The sequence below is a fragment of the Actinacidiphila paucisporea genome (assembly GCF_900142575.1).
Taxonomy (GTDB): Bacteria; Actinomycetota; Actinomycetes; order Streptomycetales; family Streptomycetaceae; genus Actinacidiphila; species Actinacidiphila paucisporea.
In genome coordinates this window covers 229,941-249,144 of record NZ_FRBI01000010.1, presented here as the reverse complement: position 1 = coordinate 249,144, position 19,204 = coordinate 229,941, and the positions used below count along the sequence as shown (strand labels likewise).

Genomic DNA, 19,204 nt, shown 5'->3' with positions numbered 1-19,204 from the left:
GAGCAGGGTGACCGGGTAGGTGGCCTTCTCCGCCGCGATGAACCGGTAGACCTCGCTCACCGGTCGCTCTCCCGCGCGAAGAAGGCCGTGGCGTTTTTCAGGACCTCGATGGTCTTCTGCTGTTCGAGGTTCTGCCGGCGAAGGCGACGCAATTCCTCATGCTCGGCACTGGTCAGTTCGCCCGGGCCGCCCTCGCCGCGGTCGATCTTGTCCTGCTTGACCCAGCTCCGCAGCCCCTCGGGGCTCACTCCCAGGTCTCGGGCCACCTCGGTGACCGTTTTACTGGAGGATCGGGCCAGCGCGACGGCATCACGCTTGAACTCCTCCGGGTACCGCTTGCCCTGCTTGTTGCTCACCTGGCTCTACTTCCTCTGGGACCACGTCCCAGTCTCCAGGTGTCCAGGTCAACGGGGAAGCTTCAGGAGCCACGTGGTGCTGCGGGTAGGTGCGGTTCCGTGAGCCGGCGTAGCGCGGCTGGTTCGTGCCGTCTACGGGTTATGGCAACTTTTGGCCTTCCCGGGCCGGGACCCTTGTCTCCCGTTCCTGTGGGGACAGACCCTTGGAGGTGGGTCTTTCACCCGGGGGGAGTTGATGGAGATCATCGTGAGTGCCGGGCAATGGCCGACGTAAGGCATGAGATTCCATGGGGGCATGTCGAGGTGGGCAGACTCTACGGAATCGGTATCCTGCTCGATGCTGAGGAAGTGAGCAGACGGCATAAGCCATTGACCGATCAGGGGACCGGGCCGTCCTCACTCGGCCCGTTCGAGCTACAGTTCTCCACCGGCTCAGCCGGATCGGCAGAGACGGTCCCGTGGGCCGTGGGTGGCTTCGTCGCCATGATCGCCGGAGTGGTGCTCCGCGCGACAGGCGAGGGTATGTCCAAGGCCGCCCGCAATCGCGAAGCCGAGCAACTCGACCGCCGCCGCTATCCTCATGAGGAGCACGTGATCGCGGATGTCCGAGAACAATTACCGATTCGGCGATGTGTACGGCCCGGTCAACGCGGGCGACGGTCAGCAGTACGTGGCCGGCGGCGATCAGTACATCGTGCACGGCGACCAGTTCATCGCCGGAGGCGACCAGACCGTGGACCGGTCCGACCACCGGCAGTTGCTGTTTGATGTCTCCGCCCTTCAGGAGTTGCTCGCGGACCTGCGGCTCACCTCGGGCGAACGGCAGAGCGCCGAAGGCGATATCGCCGGGCTGAGGGACGCGTTGGACCGCGACGAACCGGACCGAGAGCAAGCCGGGCGGCATCTCCGGGAGTTCGCCGCTGGACTCCACCAAGCCGGAGCGATCGCCTCCGCGGGCACATCCCTGATGGACGCGGCCGGCAGGATCGCCCACTGGCTCGGACCGCTCGGACTGGGGGCCATGGCGCTGCTCGGCGCCTGACAGGGAGTTGATTTTTGCAGACTGGATCACCAAGTCTCACCAGGCGCCCGTAACCGCGTCAAGCGGGCGCAACCCCGAGAACGACGGAGCCGTACCAGGCCCTTGCCTCCTGTTCCCGTGGGGACAGATCCTTGGAGGCGAGGTTTTCCACCCGGGGGGAGTTGATGGAGATCATCGTGAGTGCCGGGCCAATGGCCGGCGTAAGACATGAGATCCCGTGGGGGCATGTCGAGGTGGGCAGATTCTACGGAATCGGTATCCGGCTCGATGCTGAGGGAGTGAGCAGACGGCACGCGGCCATTGACCGATCGGGGGACCGGGCGGTCATCACCGACCTCGGCTCGCTCAACGGCACGTATGTCAATGGCAGGAGACTCGCCGGTGCCCAAATTCTCCGCCATGGCGACAGGCTGCGCATCGGCCCGTTCGAGCTGCAGTTCTCCACCGGCTCAGCCGGGGCAGGCATGACCGTCCCATCACAAGGCTATGGATTCCAGGACGTGTACGGTCCGGTCAACGCGGGCGACGGTCAGCAGTACGTCGCGGGCCGCGACCAGTTTGTTGCGGGACGGGACATCCACGGGGATGACCGCCGGGTGATCGTCAACGCCGATTACGACGCGATCGACGAGATATTTCAAGGTCGCGGGTTCGGCCGCTTCCTGGCAATCCTGGGGCTCTTGGTGGCGCTCGCCGGATTCGCTCTGTTCGCTTACACCCTCTTCAGCGGCATGGACGACGCCGGCCCGCCCCCCGGAACGGAGAATCCCTTCGTTGCCAAGAAGCTGTTCGGGCTGCCGGTGGTCGCCGTGGGTTTTGGCGCGTTCGTTGCTGGGGGCGTGCTGTCCGGTATAGGTGTGGGTATTTCTAAGGCTGCCCGCAGACGCGTGGAGGAAATCGAGTACCTCAACCGGACTCGCCGCCCACGGCGTCCCTGAACAGCGTTGAGGAGCAATGCGTGAACAGCGACACCTACCGCTTCAGTAACGGGCAGGGCTCCGACAACGCGGGCAGCGGAGATTGACACCGTCGGCAGGATCGCCCGCTGGCTCGGACCGCTCGGGGCTGTGTCCGGGTGGAGTGACCCCCGAAACTCTGGACGCGCTGGAGAAGGCCGCTGCGGAAAAAGGGGCATCAGCGAGGAAAAAGACGGGCAACTCGACCCGGAGCGAGAAGAGCGACGACGCGTGAGGCGTCGCCGCAGGGCTCGGCTCGCCGCCGCGGACCTGGGGCGTTCCCGCGGCGGACTGACCACCAGGACACACCTGTCCTGCGTTCCGCAGTGCCAGCCCCCTCTCGCTCAAGATCACCGCCGGGCAGGCGGGAGACAGTCCGCAGTTCATCCCCGTCCTGAACAAGATCCGCGTCCCCGGCCCGGTCGGCCGGTCCCGCACCAGGCCCGACGCCGTCGCCGGCGACAGGGCGTACCCGTCCCGCCAGAACCGTTCCCACCTGCGCTAACACGGGGTCAAAGCGGCCATCCCCGAGAAGAAGGATCAGGCCGCCCACCGCAAGAACCGCGGCTCACGCGGCGGACGGCCCGTCACCTGGGACAAGCAGATCTACAAGCTCCGCAACAGCGTCGAACGCACCATCAACAAGATCAAGGACTGGCGCGGCCTCGCCGTCCGCTACGACAAAAAGCCTGAAAGCTACCAGGCCGGACTCGAATTATGCGCCGGGCTTCTCTGGATCCGACACCTCGGATCACAACCTTGATCGCAATGTCACACAGGCCCTAGCAGGCTTCCAGCCACGACGAGTAGCCGCCTGGCGCGAGCACCGGGACCTTACCGGGGCACTCGCCGGTTTCGGCGAAGAGTTGTATGTCTGCGGCCACGATCGTGCCCGGGCCGGTCGCTGTGGGCACAACCTCGCCGGGCGGTATGCCGCCTGCTCACAGGCGGGCGTCCAGGAACTCGCCGAGCGCGGTCCTGGACATCGGACCGCTCCAGGCCGCCGTCGCCTCGCCCTGATCGATCAGGACGAAGGAAGGCGCGCCGGTGATGTTGTACCGCCGTACGGAGCTGGTGCACCTTGCGATGTCGGCCCGCACGACGATCAGTCGGCCCTGGTAGGCGTCGGCCACCTCCCGCACCAGGGAGTCCATTTCCTTGCATGCCGCCGCGGCCTTGGGCCACACCCCGTGGAAGTACGCGAGCACCGGGACGTCGGCCCTTGCCAGGATGAACTCGAACTCGGCGTTCTCCTGGGGTTGATGGACTCTGTTTGCCATCGGGACTCCTTGACGTTCCACTCGATGCAAGGCAGTTGGTGCCTCCTTGTGTCTTCCCACCGCGGCGGCGCGTACCGCCCGTCAGTGAGCCCTGCGCACTCGGGCGGCCTTGCGGGCCTCCGCCATCGTGCGCGCCTCCGCGGCCTTCCCGGATTCCTTCGGCGGCCGACCCGCGCGGGTGCCGAGCTCCCGGAACGCAGCGTTGCCGGTCTTCGCCCTGTCCTGCACCGGCGGGCGCTTCGCTCCTGTCCGACATCATTCGGTTCACGTCCCGGCGCTGGCCGGGCGTGACCAGCGTGACCACGCTGCCGGACTCCCCGGCACGCGCGGTCGCCCGCCACGGTGGAGGTAGTCCTTGGGGTCGGAGGGCGGATCCACGTTGACGACGAGGTCCAGGTGCTCGATGTGGATGCCACGGGCAGCGACGTCGGTGGCCACCAGCACCGTGATCTTGCCGTCCTTGAACTGGGCCAGCGTGTGCGTGCGCTGCGGCTGCGACTTCCCGCTGTGCGGAGCACCCGCTTGTATGCCGCTGCTCCGCAGGTGGCGGGTGAACTGGTCCACACCGTGCTTGGTGTCCAGGAACATCAGCACGCGCCCATCCCGAGCCGCGATCTCGGTGGCCGTCGCGTACTTGTCGGCGGGATGGATGTTCAGTACGTGGTGCTCCATCGTCGCGACCGATCCCTCCGCCCGGTCTACCGTGGCGAACACCGGCTCACTCAGATGGTTCCTGACCGCTTTCGCCGGCGGAACGACGAGGGAGGAGCGGAGCGGACGGCACGGGCGTCAGGGGCGCCGTCCGGCGCTCACGTCGGCATATCCCTTCCATGCGCGCTTCGTATGTGCGGTCGCCCAAGCTGATCCCGATCTTCTTCCGGACGGGCAAGGGCGATGCGAGTACTGATCATCGGTGCTGGAGCAGCGGGCACGGTCGCGGCGATGGCCGTGCAGAAAGCCGGGCACGAACCGGTCGTTTACGAGGCATACGAGCACAGCGCGGGGCTTGAGCACGGCATCTATCTGGGCGTCGCCGTCAACGGGCTGGACGCCCTGCGCGCGGTCGACGCCCAGCACGTGGTCATGTCCGCCGGATTCCCCAGCGGCAGGATGACGTTCTACAGCGGCACCGGCAGGAAACTCGGCGAGATGCCGATGGGCCCTGAGCTGTCCGACGGCTCCGTCACGTACACCGTCCGCCGCTCCGACCTCTATGGCGGCCTCCACCAGGAGGCCCTCGACCGCGGGGTCCGCATCGAGCACGGCAGGCAGCTGGTGGGCGCCGAGTGCCGGGAGGACGGCAGCGTCGTGGCCCGCTTCGCCGACGGGAGTACCGCCGAGGGCGATGTCCTGGTCGGAGCCGACGGTGTCCACTCCGCCACCCGAACCGTCATCGCCCCGGCCAACCCGGGGCCCCGCTACACCGGGCTCGGTGACGCCGGCGGCTTCGCTCGCGACGTCGCGCTCGACAGCGAGCCCGGCTCCTACGTCATGATCTGGGGGAAGAACTGCTTCTTCGGCTACACGGTCAGCCCCGACGGCGAGATCTGGTGGTTCGCCAACCCGCCCAGCCGTGCCCAGCCATCCCGCGCGGAGCTGCGCGCCCTCAGCGCCGCGCAGCTGCGCACCAGGCTGATCGACCTGCTGGCACCGGACCGCTCCCCAGGCGCCGCGATCGTGGCGGCCAGCCGCCGCGATCGTGGCGGCCAGCGACGACTTCGAGCTGGGCAACCAGTACGACCTGCCGTTCGTGCCCACCTGGTACCGGGACCGCATGGTGATCATCGGTGACGCTGCCCACGCGGTCTCGCCGGCCGCCGGCCGCGGGCCAGGGCTTCTCCCTGGCTGCCGAGGACGCCGTCACCCTCGGTCGGTGCCTGCGCGACCACCACGACGTTCCCGGAGCCCTGGCCCGGTACGAGGGGCTGCGCCGCGAGCGCGTCGAGCGGGTCGTTGCGTGGGGTTCCGGCATGAACAACGCCAAGAAGCAGGGCCTCGCCGGTCGGATGGTGCGCGACCTGGTCCTACCGACGATTCTCAAACGCGGCAGCAGACCCGAGGAGATGCGCAAGATGAGTTGGCTGTTCGAGCACCACATCGACTGGGAGAGCAGCGTATGAGCCCCGTCGAGGCCGCGCCCGACGCGCGGCTGAAGTGGGCGGTCCTGGCCGTCGTCCTGGCCGCCGACGTACTCGACCTGCTGGACGCGACGATCACCAACATCGCGGCCCCGACCATAACCGAGGACCTTCACGGGGGTGAGGTCCTCGTCCAATGGCTGGGCACCGGATACTCGTTGGCGCTGGGAGTTCTGCTGGTGACCGGCGGCAGGCTCGGTGACAGGTTCGGGCGCCGTCGTGTCTTCCTCATCGACGCCGACCTGTTCGGCCTCGGATGGCGGTCGATGTTCCTGGTCAACATCGTGGCCGGTGGCGTCGCCGTCGTCGGGGCTTTCCGGGTGCTGCCGAGGGATGACGGGGACGGGGACGCTGCGGTCGACGGTCTCGGGTCCGCACTGCTGGGGCTCAGCGTGATCGGGCTGCTCTACGGGTTGATCGACGGCTCCGGCCACGGTTGGTCGGCTCGGCCGGTCCTGTACCTCGCCGGTGGCGCGCTGTTCTTCGTGCTCTTCTGCCGCCGCCAGACGAGTGCGGCGGAGCCGCTGATCAAACCCTCCCTCCTGCGGAACCGCGGGTTCACCTCGGGTCTGTTCCTCGGCATCGTCTTCTTCGCCGCCGTGTCCGGCCTGCTCTACGTGCTGTCCCTGTTCATGCAGCACGGCCTCGGCTACTCGCCGACTAAGGCCGCGTTCGGGCTCGCCCCGATCGCCGCGGGCATCGTCATCGCCTCCATCGCCGGCCACCACCTCATCGGCGGGCTCGGCCGCAACCTCATCTTCATCGGCCTGATCATCACCCTGGCCGGGACCGGCTGGATGCTCGCACTGGTCCACGCCTCCGGCACGGACGTCGCCCCCTGGGCACTGGTCCCTCCCATCCTGCTGATGGGTCTTGGCATGGGCACCTGCTTCGGCACCGTCTACGACGTCACGATCGGTGACATCGACCAGCAGGAGGCCGACAGCGCCGGTGGTTCCCTGGGCGCGGTCCAGCAGGTGGCCAATGCCATCGGTGCGGCGGTCGTGACCACGGTCTACTTCCACGCCGACGGCCAGGTACCGGCGATGAGGAGCAGCCTCGAAGTATCCGTACGTTCCTGCCGTGGATCGCCTTCGCGGTCGTCAGTACCGACGACGACTCCCGTTGGGGCGCCGCGGCCGGCTTCGCCGTCGCCGCCTGCCTCATCGCCCTCGACCGCAGGGCCGGGCGGCCCTGGGACACGCTGGTGATCGAGGTGAGTTCGACGCTGTACTTCGGAGGACTGGCCATCGCGGCGTTCGCCGTCGACCGTGCGCCGCTCGGCTCCTACGGTGCCGCGTCGTCGATCGCCTGGCTCGCCGTGACCTCGGGGCTGTCGCTGATGATGCGCAAACCGTTCACCCTGGGCATCGCCCGGACAACGGTGCCGCGTGAGCTATGGAGCCGCCCGGCCTTCTACACGACCAACGTGATCATCACCACGGCCTGGGCCGTATCCTTCACGGTGGAGGCCGCTCTGCTCGCGCTGCTGGTCGACTCCTCGACCGGTCTCATCATCGCGGTGAAGGCCGCCGGTTTCGTCCTGCCCGCCGTCTTCACGGTCCGCTACAGCCGCAGCGCGCACGAGCGGGCAGCGACGGCGCGACACGCCTGACCACCTGGCACCGGTTCCGCCCCGCCGCGTTTTCGCAGGCTTTCACGGAGCCTGTTTCCCCGATCACACCACGGAAAAGGGTTGATTGACATGACCAAGCCCGGAGCCGGTCCCGGCCCGCGGGTCCTGTCCGACCAGGACCTGTCGCAGCTGATCGCCGGCCAGCAGTTCGGCGTGCTGGCCGCGGTCAGGAGTACGGGACACCCGCACCTGACGACAGTGCTCTACGGCTGGGATCCGCGCGAGCGGGTCATCCGGATCTCGACCACCGCCGACCGGTTGAAAGTCCGCCAACTGCGCAACGATCCGCACACCGCGCTCCATGTGGCCGGCCCGGACCAGTGGTCCTTCGCCGTCGCCGAAGGAACGGCCGAACTCTCGGAAGTGACCACCGTCCCCGGTGACGCCTCGGGCCGCGAACTGCTGGCCATGACACCCGGCTTCGACGACCCCGCCGCTGAGAAGGCCTTCCTCGAGCAGATGGTCGACGACCGGCGGCTGGTGATCCGCATCCGGGTCTCCCGGCTGTACGGGACGGCGCTGGACATCTCCTGACTGCGATATGCCGTCCGCAGGACAGGTCAGTCGGAGGACCGGTCCGCGAGGATGCGGGCGGCACGCTGCTCGGCCGAGCCGCTGAAGGGGCCGAAGTCCCGGATGACCCCCAGTGCCAGTTCGGCGTGGGCAGCGGCATCGTGACGGTGGCCGAGCTGGTGATGGGCCTCGGCCAGGAGTGCCAGGGTGCCGGCATGGCCGAGGTGGTAGTTGGTGCGGACGCTCAGGCTCTGGGCCGCGCGAAGCCGTTCTATGGCGTCGCCGGGGCGATTCCGGTGGATGTCGACACCGGCCAGGCCATTGAGGGCGAGGATCTCGTTCAGCGGGTCGTGGGTCTGGCGAGCGATGCTGAGGACCTCGGTGAAGGCGTCGGTGGCGGCCGCGTATCGCCCGGCGTCACAGTGGATCGCGCCCAGGGTGACGAGCGCGTCGGCCTTCAGACGTTGGTCCCCGAGGGCCTCGGCGCCGGTCAGCGACTTGATGATGGCCGCGCTCGCCTCGTCCGGCCGTCCCTGCTCGTACCTGATCAGGCCCAGGGTCCCGTACACCCAGATCTCGTGTCCGAACCTGTGCGGCTCCGCGAGGAGCGGAAGGGCCGCGGCGAGGTAGTCCGCCGCACGGTCGGGCTCGCCGAGTGCGACCCACGCTGCCGCGAGGTTGTTGAGGTTGCTGACCCGGCCGGAGACGTCGTCGATCTCCTCCGCGAGGGACAGAGCGCTCTCGAACAGCTCGATCGCCTCCCTCGTCCTGCCCAGCTGGGCAAGAGCCGCGCCCCGGCCGCGCAGTGCGGCCAGCTCGCCCTGGCGCCATCCGGTCCGCCGGAACAACTGCGCTGCCCGGCTGTACTGCTCGATGGCCTCGGGGAACTCCGCCATGTGCCAGTGGATCACGCCGAGGTGCCGGCGCATCGCGGCCTCGCCATCCGGAGCGTTCTCCGCCAGCGCGGCGCTCAGCGCCGTCTCGACGATGGCCTTCCACTCCGGGCGGGAGATCCCGGGGAAGAGATAACTGCTGCCGTCCAGCGCGTCGGCGAGGTGCCATGCCATCGGCCGCGGCCCCGACGCCGCCGCGTGACGGACGCCGGCAACGAGGTTCTCCCAGTCCAGGTCGAGCCATCGGCGGGCCTGCTCGGCGTCGGTGATCTCCAGAGCTTCGGCGACTTCGGCCACGGGCCCGAGGGGAAGCCTCGGGACGGCCGGGGAGGTGAGCAGCCTTCCTGCCCGATCGACGGTGGCCAGATAGAAGGTGAGCAGTCGGCTGACGGCCGAGTCCCTGTCCGTGCGGTCGTCGGCGCAGGCCAGTTCGGCGGCGAACTCGAGCAGCAGGTCGTGGCAGGCGTACCGGTCCGCGGTGAACGACCGGACCAGGTGCAGCCTGGCGAGCCGGTCCAGGAGGTGCTCCGCCTCGCCGATCGGGACGGCGGCGAGCGCGGCCGCCGCGGCGCTGGACAGACCACCGGGCGCCGGCACCAGGCCGAGCAGCCGGAACATGCGCCGGGCCGGGGTGGGCAGCGCCTGGTACGACAGGTCGAACGCGCCGCGGACGTTGGACCGTGCGTCGTCGTCGATCCTCAGGAACGCCAGCCGGCCCGCGCAGGCGAGTTCCCGGGCGTGGGAGCGTAGCGTACGGTGTGGCTGGTCGGCGAGCCGCGCGGCGATGATCCGCAGCGCGAGGGGCAGATAGCCGCACAGCCGGGCCAGGTCGTCGGCGGCCTCCGGCTCGCTCGTGAGGCGCGTCGCGCCCATGGTCCGCGCGAGCACGTCGTGGGCCTCCGAGGGGGACAGCACGTCCAGCGTCAGCCTGCGGGCCCCGTCCAGGGCGACCAGCCCGCCCAGCCGGTCGCGGCTGGTGACCACCACGAGGCAGCCGGATCCCCCGGGAAGCAGGGGTCGGACCTGGTCGGGTGAGCACACGTTGTCGAGGACGATCAGCAGCCGGTGTTCTGCCAGCAGCGACCGGTACAGTCCGGCCTGGGCGTCCAAGGAGACCGGGATCGTCTCGACGGCTACCCCGAGCGCCAGCAGGAGTTGGGGCAGCGCCTCGGCCGCCGACACCTGTGACCCGGTATCGAAGCCGCGCATGTCGAGGAAGAACTGGCCATCGGGATAGCGCAGTTCCGCCTGATGCGCCCAGTGCACCGCCAGCGCGGTCTTGCCCGCACCCGCCGCCCCGGCGATGACCAGCAACCGGGTGGCCCCGGCGCTGAGCGCGTCCAGCCTGTCGAGTTCGGCTCGCCGGCCGACGAACTGGGCCATGTCAGACGGCAGCTGCCGCATCGGTGGACGGGCGGCCGGTGCGCGCGACGGGCCCCGCGGCGTCTCCTGCTCCGTGAGGATCTGCTGCTGGAGCTGCCGGAGATGCGGGGCGGGCTCCAGGCCGAGTTCGTCCACCAGCCGTTCCCGCAGCGTCCGGTACACCTCAAGGGCGTCGGCCCGGCGACCGCTGTGATGCAGCGCGACCACCAGGTGGGCGTGCGTGCGCTCCCGCAGCGGATGATCGCTGGTCAGCCGGCCCAGGTCCGCGATGAGCTCGGAGTGCCGGCCCAGGGCGAGCATGCCCTCGGACCGCGTGTCCAGCACGCCCAGGCGCAGTTCCTCCAGGCGAAGTGCTTCGGTCTCTGCGAACGGACCGGTCACCCCGCCGAGCGCGGCGCCACGCCAGAGCGACAGGGCTGTCTCGCACTGGGAGATCGACCGGTCCGCATGCCCGGACTCGGCGCTCCGGCGGGCCAGTTCCGCGAACTCCAGGAAGGTGGCGACGTCGAGCTGTCCCGGTTCGGTGCGGATCAGGTAGCCCGGCGGTCGAGTCACGATCAGGTCGGCTGCCGCCGCCGTGAGGGCCTTGCGCAGCTCGGACACCAGCATCCGGACCCGGGTGTCCGGAGACGCGGGCGCGGGGCGTCCCCAGATGGCGTCGGCCAGTGACCCCAGCGAGACGACCCGGTCCGCGTTGAGGAGCAGCACCGCCAGCAACGACCGCTGCTTGCCGGTGAGGGGCACCAGCCGCGACGCCACCGTCACCTCGACCGGGCCCAGCACCCGGAACTCCACCGCAACACGATTCCCCGACACTCCGCCCAGAGTAGCGTCCCACTCGAACGTCGAGGAGTTGCAGGCCGCCGCGACCTGGGGGCGGGGTTCACACGCGTGCCGCCGCACCCGTCACAACCTGCGTCCGAGCAGGCCGCACAGGGTGCGGCGGTACGAACCCAGCCCGTGCTCAGCTCTTCTCGAAGACGGTGACGGCCCGTCCTGCGCAGGTCCGCCAGTCCGTTCCGGGTAGGCGGCGATGTCCGGGCGCCCGGCGGGTTGATCGGGCGCCCGGACGGAGGCCTGATTTCTCGCACTTGTGAAATCGCTACAACCCGCACGATGCGTCGGACCCGGGAAGATCCAGCGGCAGGGGGAGCGCGGACGCCTTTGGACGGGCTGACATGAGACACCACCAGCGAACCCGGCTCATGGCCCCTGATCAGGCAAATGGGGTTTCTCGTTTCGGTTGACCTTGCAATCTGGGCTCATCGGGCAGTCGTACAGCCCGTCCGATCAGGAATGATGGTCACGACTCGGTTCGTCAGGCCACCTTGACGCCGGACGCGAGGGTCCACGTCTGGTTGGCGCCGCCGTTGCAGTTCCACAGCTCCAGGCCGGCGCCGTTGGGGTTGGTGGCCCCGGTGACGTCGAGGCAGAGCCCGGACTGAACGCCGGTGATCGTGCCGTTGGAGTTGACGTTCCACTGCTGGTTGGTGCCGCCGTTGCAGTCGTAGATCTCAACGTGCGTACCGGCGGTGGTAGCGCCGCCGTGGGCGTCGAAGCACTTGCCCAGCACCTTCAGCGTCTTGGCCGAGGAGCTGTAGGTGATCTTCTGGTTGGCGCCGCCGTTGCAGTCCCACACGTCCAGCTGCGTGCCGTTCACCAGGGTGCTGTTCGGGTCGTCGGCGCAGCGGCCGGAGAGGCCACTGGTCAGGTTGCCGCCGACCGGAGTCGAGGAGCTGGACGGGGTGACCTTGAACAACGCGGACTCGTGCGGGGCCAGACTCCGGCTGACGGAGTTGGTGAGAGTCTCGTTCGACTTGCCCCATAGGTTGCGCACCGTGGCGGAACCGCTGAACCCGAGGTCGGAGAAGTCAGCCGTCACCGTCTCGTTGCCGGCCCGGTCGGAACGGTTGAACAACGCCACCGTGTAGCTGCCGTCCGGGTTCTTCTGCTTCGTGGCCCACACCTGCAGATCGTTGTTGTTCGAGATCTGGCTGGCCACCACGGAGTCGGTCTGGTTGACGTTGGTGACCTCGGCGTTCTTCAGCATGTTGAGGTCACCGGCGTCCAGGTTGGTCAGGTCGCTCCCCAGCATCATCACCGACCGCGTGATCGCCCACAGAGTGATCACGCTCTGCCGTTCGTTCACGGTCAGACCGTTGTGGTCACCGTTGCCGACCTCGATCGAGTCCGGGTCGTTCCAGCCACCCGGACCGGCGTACTGCCCCCACTGAGCCAGGTTCGCCCAACGCGGCCCGACGTTGCTCCAGGTGGTGAGGGTCGAGCAGTAGCACTCGATGTCACCTCCCGTCCGCCAGCTGTTGGAGTACTGCTGCCAGGTCTTGATGTTGTTGATGTCCAGGGTGTTCGACAGGCCGAGGTGGATGGTGCGGCCGGTCTGGTTCAGCGCCTTCGACCATGCGATGACGTCGTTCTGGTCGCTGGTGTGCACGCCGTCGATCTTGATGTAGTCGACCCCGTAGGAGGCGAACAGGTTCGCCCACGAGTTCACGAACGCCTGTGCCGCGGTGGGGTTCTTGTTGTAGTCGATGAAGTACATGACATTGCCGAACCCGCCGTAGTTCGACTCGAAGGTCGACGTGCTCGAGACGATGTCCCGTGCGTGGTAGGACGTGCCCTCGATCGGGGTGTTCTGGTCGTACGCCGCCTTCGGGATGCCCGGCGTCACGTACATGCCGAACTTCTCACCCAGGCCGTGGATGAAGTCGCCCAGGTTCTTCATACCGTCCGGGAACTTGCCGGTGTCGACGACCCAGCGACCGTACTGATCGACGGTGGTGCCGGGGTTCTTGATGTAGTAGTCGTCCAGATTGATGTACTGGTAACCCGCTGACATCAGGCCCGAGTCGTGCATCGCCTGAGCCTGGGCCTTGATCTTGGCCTCCGTCGGGCTGGTTCTGACGGAGCTCCAGCTGCTCCACCCCATCGGTGGCGTCCGCGACGCACCGTTGTCCTGGGCTTGCGCGGGCGTCGAGCCCGTCAGGGCGGAGAGGAACAGCGAGGACGCCAGGGCGACCGTCGCGACGAGTGCGCGCTTGGACATGACTCTCCTTCGAGTCGATTCACTTCACGCCAGGAGTTCAGACTGTTCCGTATTGAGCCCTAGTGTTTGATCGAGTGTCAATACATTCGACCAAGTGGACTCGATCCGACAGATCCACTCAGTTCCGGACTGTCGCGGCGGCTGTAGTTCGTTGACTGGTGGGTCGTCGTGCAGGCAACTCCGCGCTGCCATAGCCGCCAACAGGGCCGGCAGAACGCTGCGTGTGCTGCCGGCCGACATCTGCCCCTTGGTGCGGACCCGGCTCCGAGGGGTGGACGGCGAAGCGGCCGCGGGCCGCGGCATCAGGCAGGTAAGGAGACGCCTCCGTGAAATCGTGGACGCATTTTTCCGTGGCGGTCGAGACCAAGAGATTGTGGCGGGTCGTCTTCGACAGCCCGCCCATCAACCTGGTCTCGCCGGAGATGCTCACCGACCTACCGCAGTTGATCGACCAGATGGAGGGCGCTTCGGAACTGCAGGCTGTCGTCTTCGAGTCGGCGAACCCGGACTACTTCCTGAACCACTACGACACCTCCCGGGTCGCCGAGACGCCGAAGGAAGCCGGGGCGAGCGGCTACCCGCTGCTGATCGACGCCAGCACGCGCCCTGGAGGTCGCCCTCTCCAGCGACGACTACCCGGGCGAGCTGGCCGAACGGTACGGATGGGTCAACCGCGCGGTCCCCGACAGCGAGCTCGACGCTCTGGTCGACAACCTCGCCCGACGAATCTCCTCGTTCGACAAGGAATCGATCACCGCGGTGAAACAACAGGTCAACAGGTACACCCTCCCCTCCGCGGACGACCTGAAGTCTTCCTATGACATCTACTTCTCGTCTTTCGGCTGGCCGGGCAGTAAGCGCAGGCTGCCCGCTGCGAAGGCAGCCGGACGAAATCAGCCGGGCGACTACGAAATGCGCCTCGGGTACCACCTCGGACGCCAGCCGGAAGAAGACTCACCATGAAGTATGGGAACCAGACGGCTGCGGCTGAGCCGACAAAGGTGTCGAACAAGGCCGTGTGATTGACCCTGGACCGCGCCCGTGAGCTACGTGGCCTGGGCGCCGGCGCGTGCGAGTGGACCCACACCGATCGCTCGCCACCTCCGGAGTCGTCCGCCAGTTGCGCCTGGACCAGGAAACCACCGACGAGGGGCCGTGCCCAGGGAACTCCAGCACATTCATCGCGAGCCTCTTGCCGGCAGCTCCCTGCGCTGTCAGACGTTCGGCCGAGAGCCTCTGCCCCGCCGGCAGCAGAGCAGCGAAATGACGACCTACGGTCGGCCGGCGGCGCCCGCGCCGATGCGGCGAGTCACCCGGCGCGGGGCGGGGGCACCTCAGCACGGCTCGCCCTGCTTCGCACCGGGGGCGATCCCCTGTCCTGGCACGCCCCAGCCGCGTGCCAGGACAGGGGTCCTACCCCGGTTCGAACGGACCGGGCCGGCTGGTGTCCTGGTGGCAGTCGAGTGGAGCTCCGAGGACACCGATGGCCGTGGTGGGCCTCACCGCGGCCTGGCCCGCGGTGGCCGCGATCGTGCCCGGCACGGCAGGCGGTCCGCTGCGAGCGCCTGAGTCCCTCAGCGCCGCACCTCCGATCCGGAAGGCAAGTCCATGAAACCGATGCCCTGGGACGCCCCGGCGTACCGCCGGACCCTGCTGCGTACGGCTGCCGCGCTGCCCTTTGCCGGCTTCACCGGCGTTGCCCTGGAGAGCTCCGCCGCGGCGGCCGACGGCCCCGGCCTTCCCGACTTCGCACCGGTCCCGGCTGCCGCGATCGGGCCGGAGCTCAACGACTCGGGATACTTCGTCGGTCGGATCGGCGGAAGCCTCCACTGGGTCACCGACGGCTTCTACCAGGCGATGTTCCTCAGCACCCGGGAAGGCGTCGTCCTGGTCGACGCGCCGCCGACGATCGGGCACAACCTCCTGCGGGCGATCGCCGAGGTGACGCGGGCCAACGGCCGTCCGGCGAAGGTCACGCACCTGGTCTACTCGCACTCGCACGCCGACCACAGCGGGGCCTCGTCGATCCTCGGCAAGGACGTCGTGCGCATCGGGCACGTCGAGTGCCGGCGCCTCCTGCTGCGCGCCAACGACCCGAACCGGCCGGCGCCGACCGTCACCTTCGAGGACCACTACACGCTCGAGGTCGGCGGTGAGCGCCTGGAACTGGCCTACCACGGCCCCAACCACAGCCCGGACAACGTCTTCGTCTACGCCCCGGAGCACAGGACCCTGATGGTCGTCGACATCCTGTACCCGGGCTGGGTGCCGTTCAAGAACATCGCGGTGTCCCAGGACATCCCGGCCTGGCTCCGGGCGCAGGACATCGCCATGGGGTACCCGTGGCGGACCCTGGTCGGCGGCCATCTCGGCCGGCTCGGCGTGCGCGCGGACGGCGACCTCCAGCGCGCCTACATGGCCGACCTCGAAGCCTCCACGCGGGCGTCGATGGACCTGGACCCCCAGCCCTACTTCGACAAGTACGGCCCGCAGGGCAACTCGTGGGCGATCTTCAAGACCTACCTCGACGCGGTGGCGGTGCGGGCCGCCGCACCGGTGGCCGCGAAATACACCGGCGTCCTGGCCGCCGCCGACGTGTTCACCCTCGACAACGCGGCGACCTTGGTCGAGTCCTTCCGCATCGACGCCGGACTGCTCGGCCCGTTCGGCACCCGGCCCTGACCCTACGCACCGACATCCGCGAACCGCCCGCACGACGAGCCCCCAGGAAAGGCCCAACCGCCCATGAGCAACAGTCCGACACCGGTTCTCTTCATCCACGGCCTGTGGCTGCACAGCACGTCCTGGCAGCCGTGGATCGACCTGTTCCGCCACGAGGGCTACGACCCGTCCGCACCGGGCTGGCCCGGTGACCCCGACACCGTGGAGGAGGCGCGGGAGAACCCGGAGAGTATCGCCGACCACGGCATCGACGACGTCGTCGAGCACTATGCGGCGATCATCCGCGGGATGGAGACGCCGCCGATCCTGATCGGCCACTCCTTCGGCGGCATGATCGCCCAGAAGCTCCTGGGGCAGGATCTGGCCGCGGCCGCCGTCGCGATCGACGCGGCCCAGATCAAGGGCGTCCTGCCGCTGCCGCTGTCCGCGCTGCGGTCGACGCTGCCGGTGTTCAAGAACCCGGCGAACAAGCACCGCGCGGTGTCCCTGACCGCCGAGCAGTTCCGCTTCGCGTTCGGCAACGTCCTGACCGAGGAGGAGTCCGACGCCCTGTACGCGCGGTGGACCATCCCCGCGCCGGGCAAGCCGCTGTTCGAGGCCGCCGCGGCCAACTTCAACCCCCACTCGCCGGCGAAGGTCGACACCGCGAACTCCGGGCGCGGCCCGATGCTGCTGATGTCAGGTGGCAAGGACCACACCGTCCCCGAGGCCGTCACCCTCGCCACACTCAAGCAGTACCGGCATTCCGATGCCGTCACCGAGTTCCTGTCCTTCCCCGACCGCGGGCACTCGCTGACGATCGACTCCGGGTGGCGCGAGGTCGCGGACGCGGCGCTGGGCTGGCTGCGGCGGCAGAGCCTGGAGACCTCGCGGTGACCGCTCCCGCTTTCGACCACGGCCTCGCCGGGCAGAGCGCCGTGGTCACCGGCGCCGGCCGGGGCATCGGCCTGGCGGTCACCGAGGGCCTGCTGGCGGCCGGCGCCCTCGTCGTCGCGGGGACCAGGAGCCGTACCCGTGAACTCGACGACCTGGTCGAGAAGGGCGCCGAGCTGACCGTCGTGGAGGTCGACCTGGCCACCCCGGAAGGCCCGGGCACGCTCGTGGCCGCGGCGGCCGAACTGCACGGCGGGATCGACGTCCTGGTGAACAACGTCGGCGCGGTGCGCCCACGGGTCGACGGCTTCCTCGCGACGACCGACGCGGACTGGGACTGGACGTTCACCGCCAACCTCATGGCCGCCGTCCGGGCCACCCGCAGCGCGCTGCCGCACCTGATCGCCGCAGGTGACGGCCGTATCGTCACCGTCTCCTCGGTCAACGCCCGGCTTCCCGACCCGCTGGTCATCGACTACAGCGCCGCCAAGGCGGCCCTGTCCAACTTCTGCAAGGCGCTGTCCAAGCAGGTCGGTCCGCAGGGCGTGCGCGTCAACTCGGTGAGCCCGGGGCCGGTCGAGACCTCGTTGTGGAAGGGCGCGGACGGAGTGGCCGCGACCGTCGGCGCCGGCCTCGGCCTCGATCCGCGCACCGTCGCTGAGACCGCCGCGGCCGAGGCGGTCACCGGCCGCTTCACCCTGCCCGCGGAGGTGGCCGACCTGGTCGTGTTCCTGGCCGGCCGCCGTTCGGGCAACGTCACCGGCGCCGACTTCCTCATCGACGGCGGTATGACCGACACCCTGTGATCCCGGTTCGCCCCCGGACCCGCTGACGACCCCGTCACCCCTCCCGAATCTGGAGCACCGCATGAGATTCCCCCTGCCCGGAAACCGCCGCCTGCTCGGCGTGGCACTCGCCGTGGCCGCCGCCCTGGGCGCGACCACGATCACCGCGGCCGCGACCCCCGCGTCCCACTCCCCGGCGTCGTCCGCCGGCGAGCGGATGCCCGCGGGGTTCAGCGAGCACAAGACCCGCGTCGCCGGCATCGGCCTGCACTACGTCATCGGCGGCCACGGGCCGACGCTGATGCTCATCCACGGCTACCCGCAGACCTGGTACGAGTGGCACGGCATCATGTCGGCCCTCGCCGAGCACTACACGGTCATCGCCCCCGATCTGCCCGGCGCGGGACAGAGCGACGCCCCGAAGTCCGGCTACGACAAGAAGACGATGGCCGCGGAGCTGCACGCACTGCTGGCGTCGCTCGGCAAGGACCGCGACGTGCGGATCGTCGGGCACGACATCGGCACGATGGTCGGTTACTCCTACGCCGCCCAGTACCCGTCCACCGTCACCAAGCTCGTGCTGAGCGAGGCGCCGATACCGGACCTGGGCATCTACAGCATCCCCTCGCTGACCGCGCGGGGACCCGGTGTGTGGAACTTCGGGTTCTTCAATCTGACCGACGGCCTGCCGGAGAACATGATCAAGGGCCGCGAGGTCGCCTGGACCGCCGGCTTCATCGGCGGGTTCGAGGCCGTCCCGGGCGCGGTGACCCCGGCCGACATCCGGGTGTTCGCCCACTACCTGGGCGACCCCGCCCACCTTGAGGCGAGCCTGGCCTGGTTCCGCACCTTCCCGCAGGACATCCGCGACGACGAGCGGTTCCAGAAGACCCCGCTGCGGATGCCGGTGCTCGCCATCGGCGCCTCGGGCAGCCTCGGCAGAGCCGTGGGCGACCAGGCCGAGCAGTACGCCTCCGACGTCACCGGGGTGACGATTCCGGACTCCGGCCACTGGATCTACGAGGAGCACCCCGAGGAGCTGACCACCATGCTCCTCGACTTCCTCGGCCGCCCGTGAACCGCCTTGCCTCTGAAGGAGCATGCGTGATCAACCATTTCCCCGCCTTCGCGCCCACCGCCGAGCGCGAGCCGTTCTGGTTCCTCGGCGGGCAGGCCAGGATCCTGCTCCCGGGCTCCGCGACCGGCAACGCCATGAGCCTCATGGAGTTCTCGGACCCGGTCGGCCACGCGCCGCCGCGCCACGTGCACGAGAACGAGGAGGAGCTCTGGTTCGTCCTCGACGGCGAGGTGTCGTTCTTCGTCGGCGACGAGCGCCACGACCTGACCCCCGGACAGGTCGCCCACGGCCCGCGCGGCGTGCCGCACAGCTACCTGGTCCGCTCCGGCGATGGCGCCCGGATCGCCGTCGTCTTCAGCCCGGCCCTTATCGAGGAGTGGTTCAAGGCCAACGGGACCCCGGTCGCCGAGACCGGGGACCTTCCGCCGGCCTTCGACCTGGCGGCCGTCGTGGGCTCGGCCGAGGCCTTCCGGCTGCGCGTCACCGGGCCGCCGCCGTCGCTGTGACACGTTCCCGAGACCCCGA

General features: G+C 68.9%; 17 protein-coding genes and 2 pseudogenes. 14 read left to right on the top strand and 5 right to left on the bottom strand.

Features of this window, described 5'->3' with window-relative positions:
* Window positions 1-56 precede the first annotated feature (56 nt).
* Window positions 57-356, bottom strand: a complete 300-nt coding sequence (locus BUE44_RS17685; RefSeq protein ID WP_073499421.1) for a transposase — start codon at window positions 354-356, stop codon at window positions 57-59.
* A 601-nt stretch (window positions 357-957) separates the two neighbouring features.
* Here BUE44_RS17685 and BUE44_RS17680 point away from each other — a divergent pair.
* The 3 genes and pseudogenes from BUE44_RS17680 to BUE44_RS38570 all read left to right on the top strand — a co-directional run.
* Window positions 958-1,398 carry a hypothetical protein gene (locus BUE44_RS17680; RefSeq protein WP_073499419.1) on the top strand — a complete coding sequence of 147 codons (441 nt, stop codon included), beginning with the start codon at window positions 958-960 and terminating at the stop codon, window positions 1,396-1,398.
* Window positions 1,399-1,562: 164 nt separating this feature from the next.
* Window positions 1,563-2,336 carry an FHA domain-containing protein gene (locus BUE44_RS17675; protein WP_143172522.1) on the top strand — a complete coding sequence of 258 codons (774 nt, stop codon included), beginning with the start codon at window positions 1,563-1,565 and terminating at the stop codon, window positions 2,334-2,336.
* Between the two features lie 186 nt (window positions 2,337-2,522).
* A pseudogene (locus tag BUE44_RS38570) lies at window positions 2,523-3,117 on the top strand (IS5 family transposase); the annotation flags it as partial.
* Window positions 3,118-3,295: 178 nt separating this feature from the next.
* Here the strand turns inward: BUE44_RS38570 and BUE44_RS17665 are convergent.
* Both BUE44_RS17665 and BUE44_RS17660 read right to left on the bottom strand, forming a co-directional pair.
* Window positions 3,296-3,634, bottom strand: a complete 339-nt coding sequence (locus tag BUE44_RS17665) for a thioredoxin family protein (RefSeq protein ID WP_073499414.1) — start codon at window positions 3,632-3,634, stop codon at window positions 3,296-3,298.
* A gap of 81 nt (window positions 3,635-3,715) precedes the next feature.
* A pseudogene (locus tag BUE44_RS17660) lies at window positions 3,716-4,372 on the bottom strand (helicase-related protein); the annotation flags it as partial.
* A 156-nt stretch (window positions 4,373-4,528) separates the two neighbouring features.
* Here BUE44_RS17660 and BUE44_RS17655 point away from each other — a divergent pair.
* The 5 genes from BUE44_RS17655 to BUE44_RS17640 all read left to right on the top strand — a co-directional run bounded on the left by BUE44_RS17655 (window position 4,529) and on the right by BUE44_RS17640 (window position 7,942).
* Window positions 4,529-5,425, top strand: coding sequence for an FAD-dependent oxidoreductase (locus tag BUE44_RS17655; protein ID WP_200804452.1), 897 nt, complete (start codon window positions 4,529-4,531; stop codon window positions 5,423-5,425).
* Entirely contained in the window at window positions 5,422-5,754 is a 333-nt protein-coding gene (locus BUE44_RS37910) for an FAD-dependent oxidoreductase (protein WP_200804451.1), read from the top strand. Before BUE44_RS17655 ends, BUE44_RS37910 begins: the two co-directional genes overlap by 4 nt.
* Entirely contained in the window at window positions 5,751-6,983 is a 1,233-nt protein-coding gene (locus tag BUE44_RS17650; RefSeq protein ID WP_073499412.1) for an MFS transporter, read from the top strand. Before BUE44_RS37910 ends, BUE44_RS17650 begins: the two co-directional genes overlap by 4 nt.
* 5 nt (window positions 6,984-6,988) lie before the next feature.
* Entirely contained in the window at window positions 6,989-7,387 is a 399-nt protein-coding gene (locus tag BUE44_RS17645) for a hypothetical protein (RefSeq protein WP_143172521.1), read from the top strand.
* A gap of 90 nt (window positions 7,388-7,477) precedes the next feature.
* Window positions 7,478-7,942, top strand: a complete 465-nt coding sequence (locus BUE44_RS17640; RefSeq protein ID WP_073499407.1) for a TIGR03618 family F420-dependent PPOX class oxidoreductase — start codon at window positions 7,478-7,480, stop codon at window positions 7,940-7,942.
* 26 nt (window positions 7,943-7,968) lie between these two features.
* Here the strand turns inward: BUE44_RS17640 and BUE44_RS17635 are convergent, their stop codons facing one another.
* Window positions 7,969-11,013: an AfsR/SARP family transcriptional regulator gene (locus BUE44_RS17635; RefSeq protein WP_159450269.1), complete on the bottom strand. Its 3,045-nt coding sequence runs from the start codon at window positions 11,011-11,013 to the stop codon at window positions 7,969-7,971.
* A 502-nt stretch (window positions 11,014-11,515) separates the two neighbouring features.
* Window positions 11,516-13,261 (bottom strand): glycoside hydrolase family 27 protein, encoded by a 1,746-nt coding sequence (locus tag BUE44_RS17630; protein ID WP_073499402.1) that lies wholly within the window; start codon window positions 13,259-13,261, stop codon window positions 11,516-11,518.
* Window positions 13,262-13,587: 326 nt separating this feature from the next.
* Here BUE44_RS17630 and BUE44_RS17625 point away from each other — a divergent pair, with 326 nt between their 5' ends.
* The 6 genes from BUE44_RS17625 to BUE44_RS17600 all read left to right on the top strand — a co-directional run bounded on the left by BUE44_RS17625 (window position 13,588) and on the right by BUE44_RS17600 (window position 19,185).
* A complete protein-coding gene (locus BUE44_RS17625) occupies window positions 13,588-14,082 on the top strand; it encodes a hypothetical protein (protein WP_235002224.1) in 495 nt (164 codons plus the stop codon).
* A 787-nt stretch (window positions 14,083-14,869) separates the two neighbouring features.
* Window positions 14,870-15,943: an MBL fold metallo-hydrolase gene (locus tag BUE44_RS17620; protein WP_073499399.1), complete on the top strand. Its 1,074-nt coding sequence runs from the start codon at window positions 14,870-14,872 to the stop codon at window positions 15,941-15,943.
* 63 nt (window positions 15,944-16,006) lie between these two features.
* Window positions 16,007-16,819 (top strand): alpha/beta hydrolase, encoded by an 813-nt coding sequence (locus BUE44_RS17615; RefSeq protein WP_073499397.1) that lies wholly within the window; start codon window positions 16,007-16,009, stop codon window positions 16,817-16,819.
* On the top strand, window positions 16,816-17,622 hold the full coding sequence (locus BUE44_RS17610; protein ID WP_073499394.1) for an SDR family NAD(P)-dependent oxidoreductase: 807 nt from the start codon (window positions 16,816-16,818) through the stop codon (window positions 17,620-17,622). Before BUE44_RS17615 ends, BUE44_RS17610 begins: the two co-directional genes overlap by 4 nt.
* 61 nt (window positions 17,623-17,683) lie before the next feature.
* Window positions 17,684-18,679, top strand: a complete 996-nt coding sequence (locus BUE44_RS17605) for an alpha/beta fold hydrolase (RefSeq protein WP_073499392.1) — start codon at window positions 17,684-17,686, stop codon at window positions 18,677-18,679.
* Between the two features lie 26 nt (window positions 18,680-18,705).
* Window positions 18,706-19,185: a cupin domain-containing protein gene (locus BUE44_RS17600; protein WP_073499390.1), complete on the top strand. Its 480-nt coding sequence runs from the start codon at window positions 18,706-18,708 to the stop codon at window positions 19,183-19,185.
* The last annotated feature ends 19 nt before the right edge of the window (window positions 19,186-19,204 follow it).

What these genes read in the sequence shown, in the direction of transcription:
- BUE44_RS17655 (WP_200804452.1), top strand. Translation starts at nt 4,529, where the DNA reads ATGCGAGTACTGATCATCGGTGCTGGAGCAGCGGGCACGGTCGCGGCG.
- BUE44_RS17650 (WP_073499412.1), top strand. Translation starts at nt 5,751, where the DNA reads ATGAGCCCCGTCGAGGCCGCGCCCGACGCGCGGCTGAAGTGGGCGGTC.
- BUE44_RS17630 (WP_073499402.1), bottom strand. Translation starts at nt 13,261, where the DNA reads ATGTCCAAGCGCGCACTCGTCGCGACGGTCGCCCTGGCGTCCTCGCTG.
- BUE44_RS17680 (WP_073499419.1), top strand. Translation starts at nt 958, where the DNA reads ATGTCCGAGAACAATTACCGATTCGGCGATGTGTACGGCCCGGTCAAC.
- BUE44_RS17640 (WP_073499407.1), top strand. Translation starts at nt 7,478, where the DNA reads ATGACCAAGCCCGGAGCCGGTCCCGGCCCGCGGGTCCTGTCCGACCAG.
- BUE44_RS17665 (WP_073499414.1), bottom strand. Translation starts at nt 3,634, where the DNA reads ATGGCAAACAGAGTCCATCAACCCCAGGAGAACGCCGAGTTCGAGTTC.
- BUE44_RS17605 (WP_073499392.1), top strand. Translation starts at nt 17,684, where the DNA reads ATGAGATTCCCCCTGCCCGGAAACCGCCGCCTGCTCGGCGTGGCACTC.
- BUE44_RS17615 (WP_073499397.1), top strand. Translation starts at nt 16,007, where the DNA reads ATGAGCAACAGTCCGACACCGGTTCTCTTCATCCACGGCCTGTGGCTG.
- BUE44_RS17620 (WP_073499399.1), top strand. Translation starts at nt 14,870, where the DNA reads ATGAAACCGATGCCCTGGGACGCCCCGGCGTACCGCCGGACCCTGCTG.
- BUE44_RS17675 (WP_143172522.1), top strand. Translation starts at nt 1,563, where the DNA reads ATGGAGATCATCGTGAGTGCCGGGCCAATGGCCGGCGTAAGACATGAG.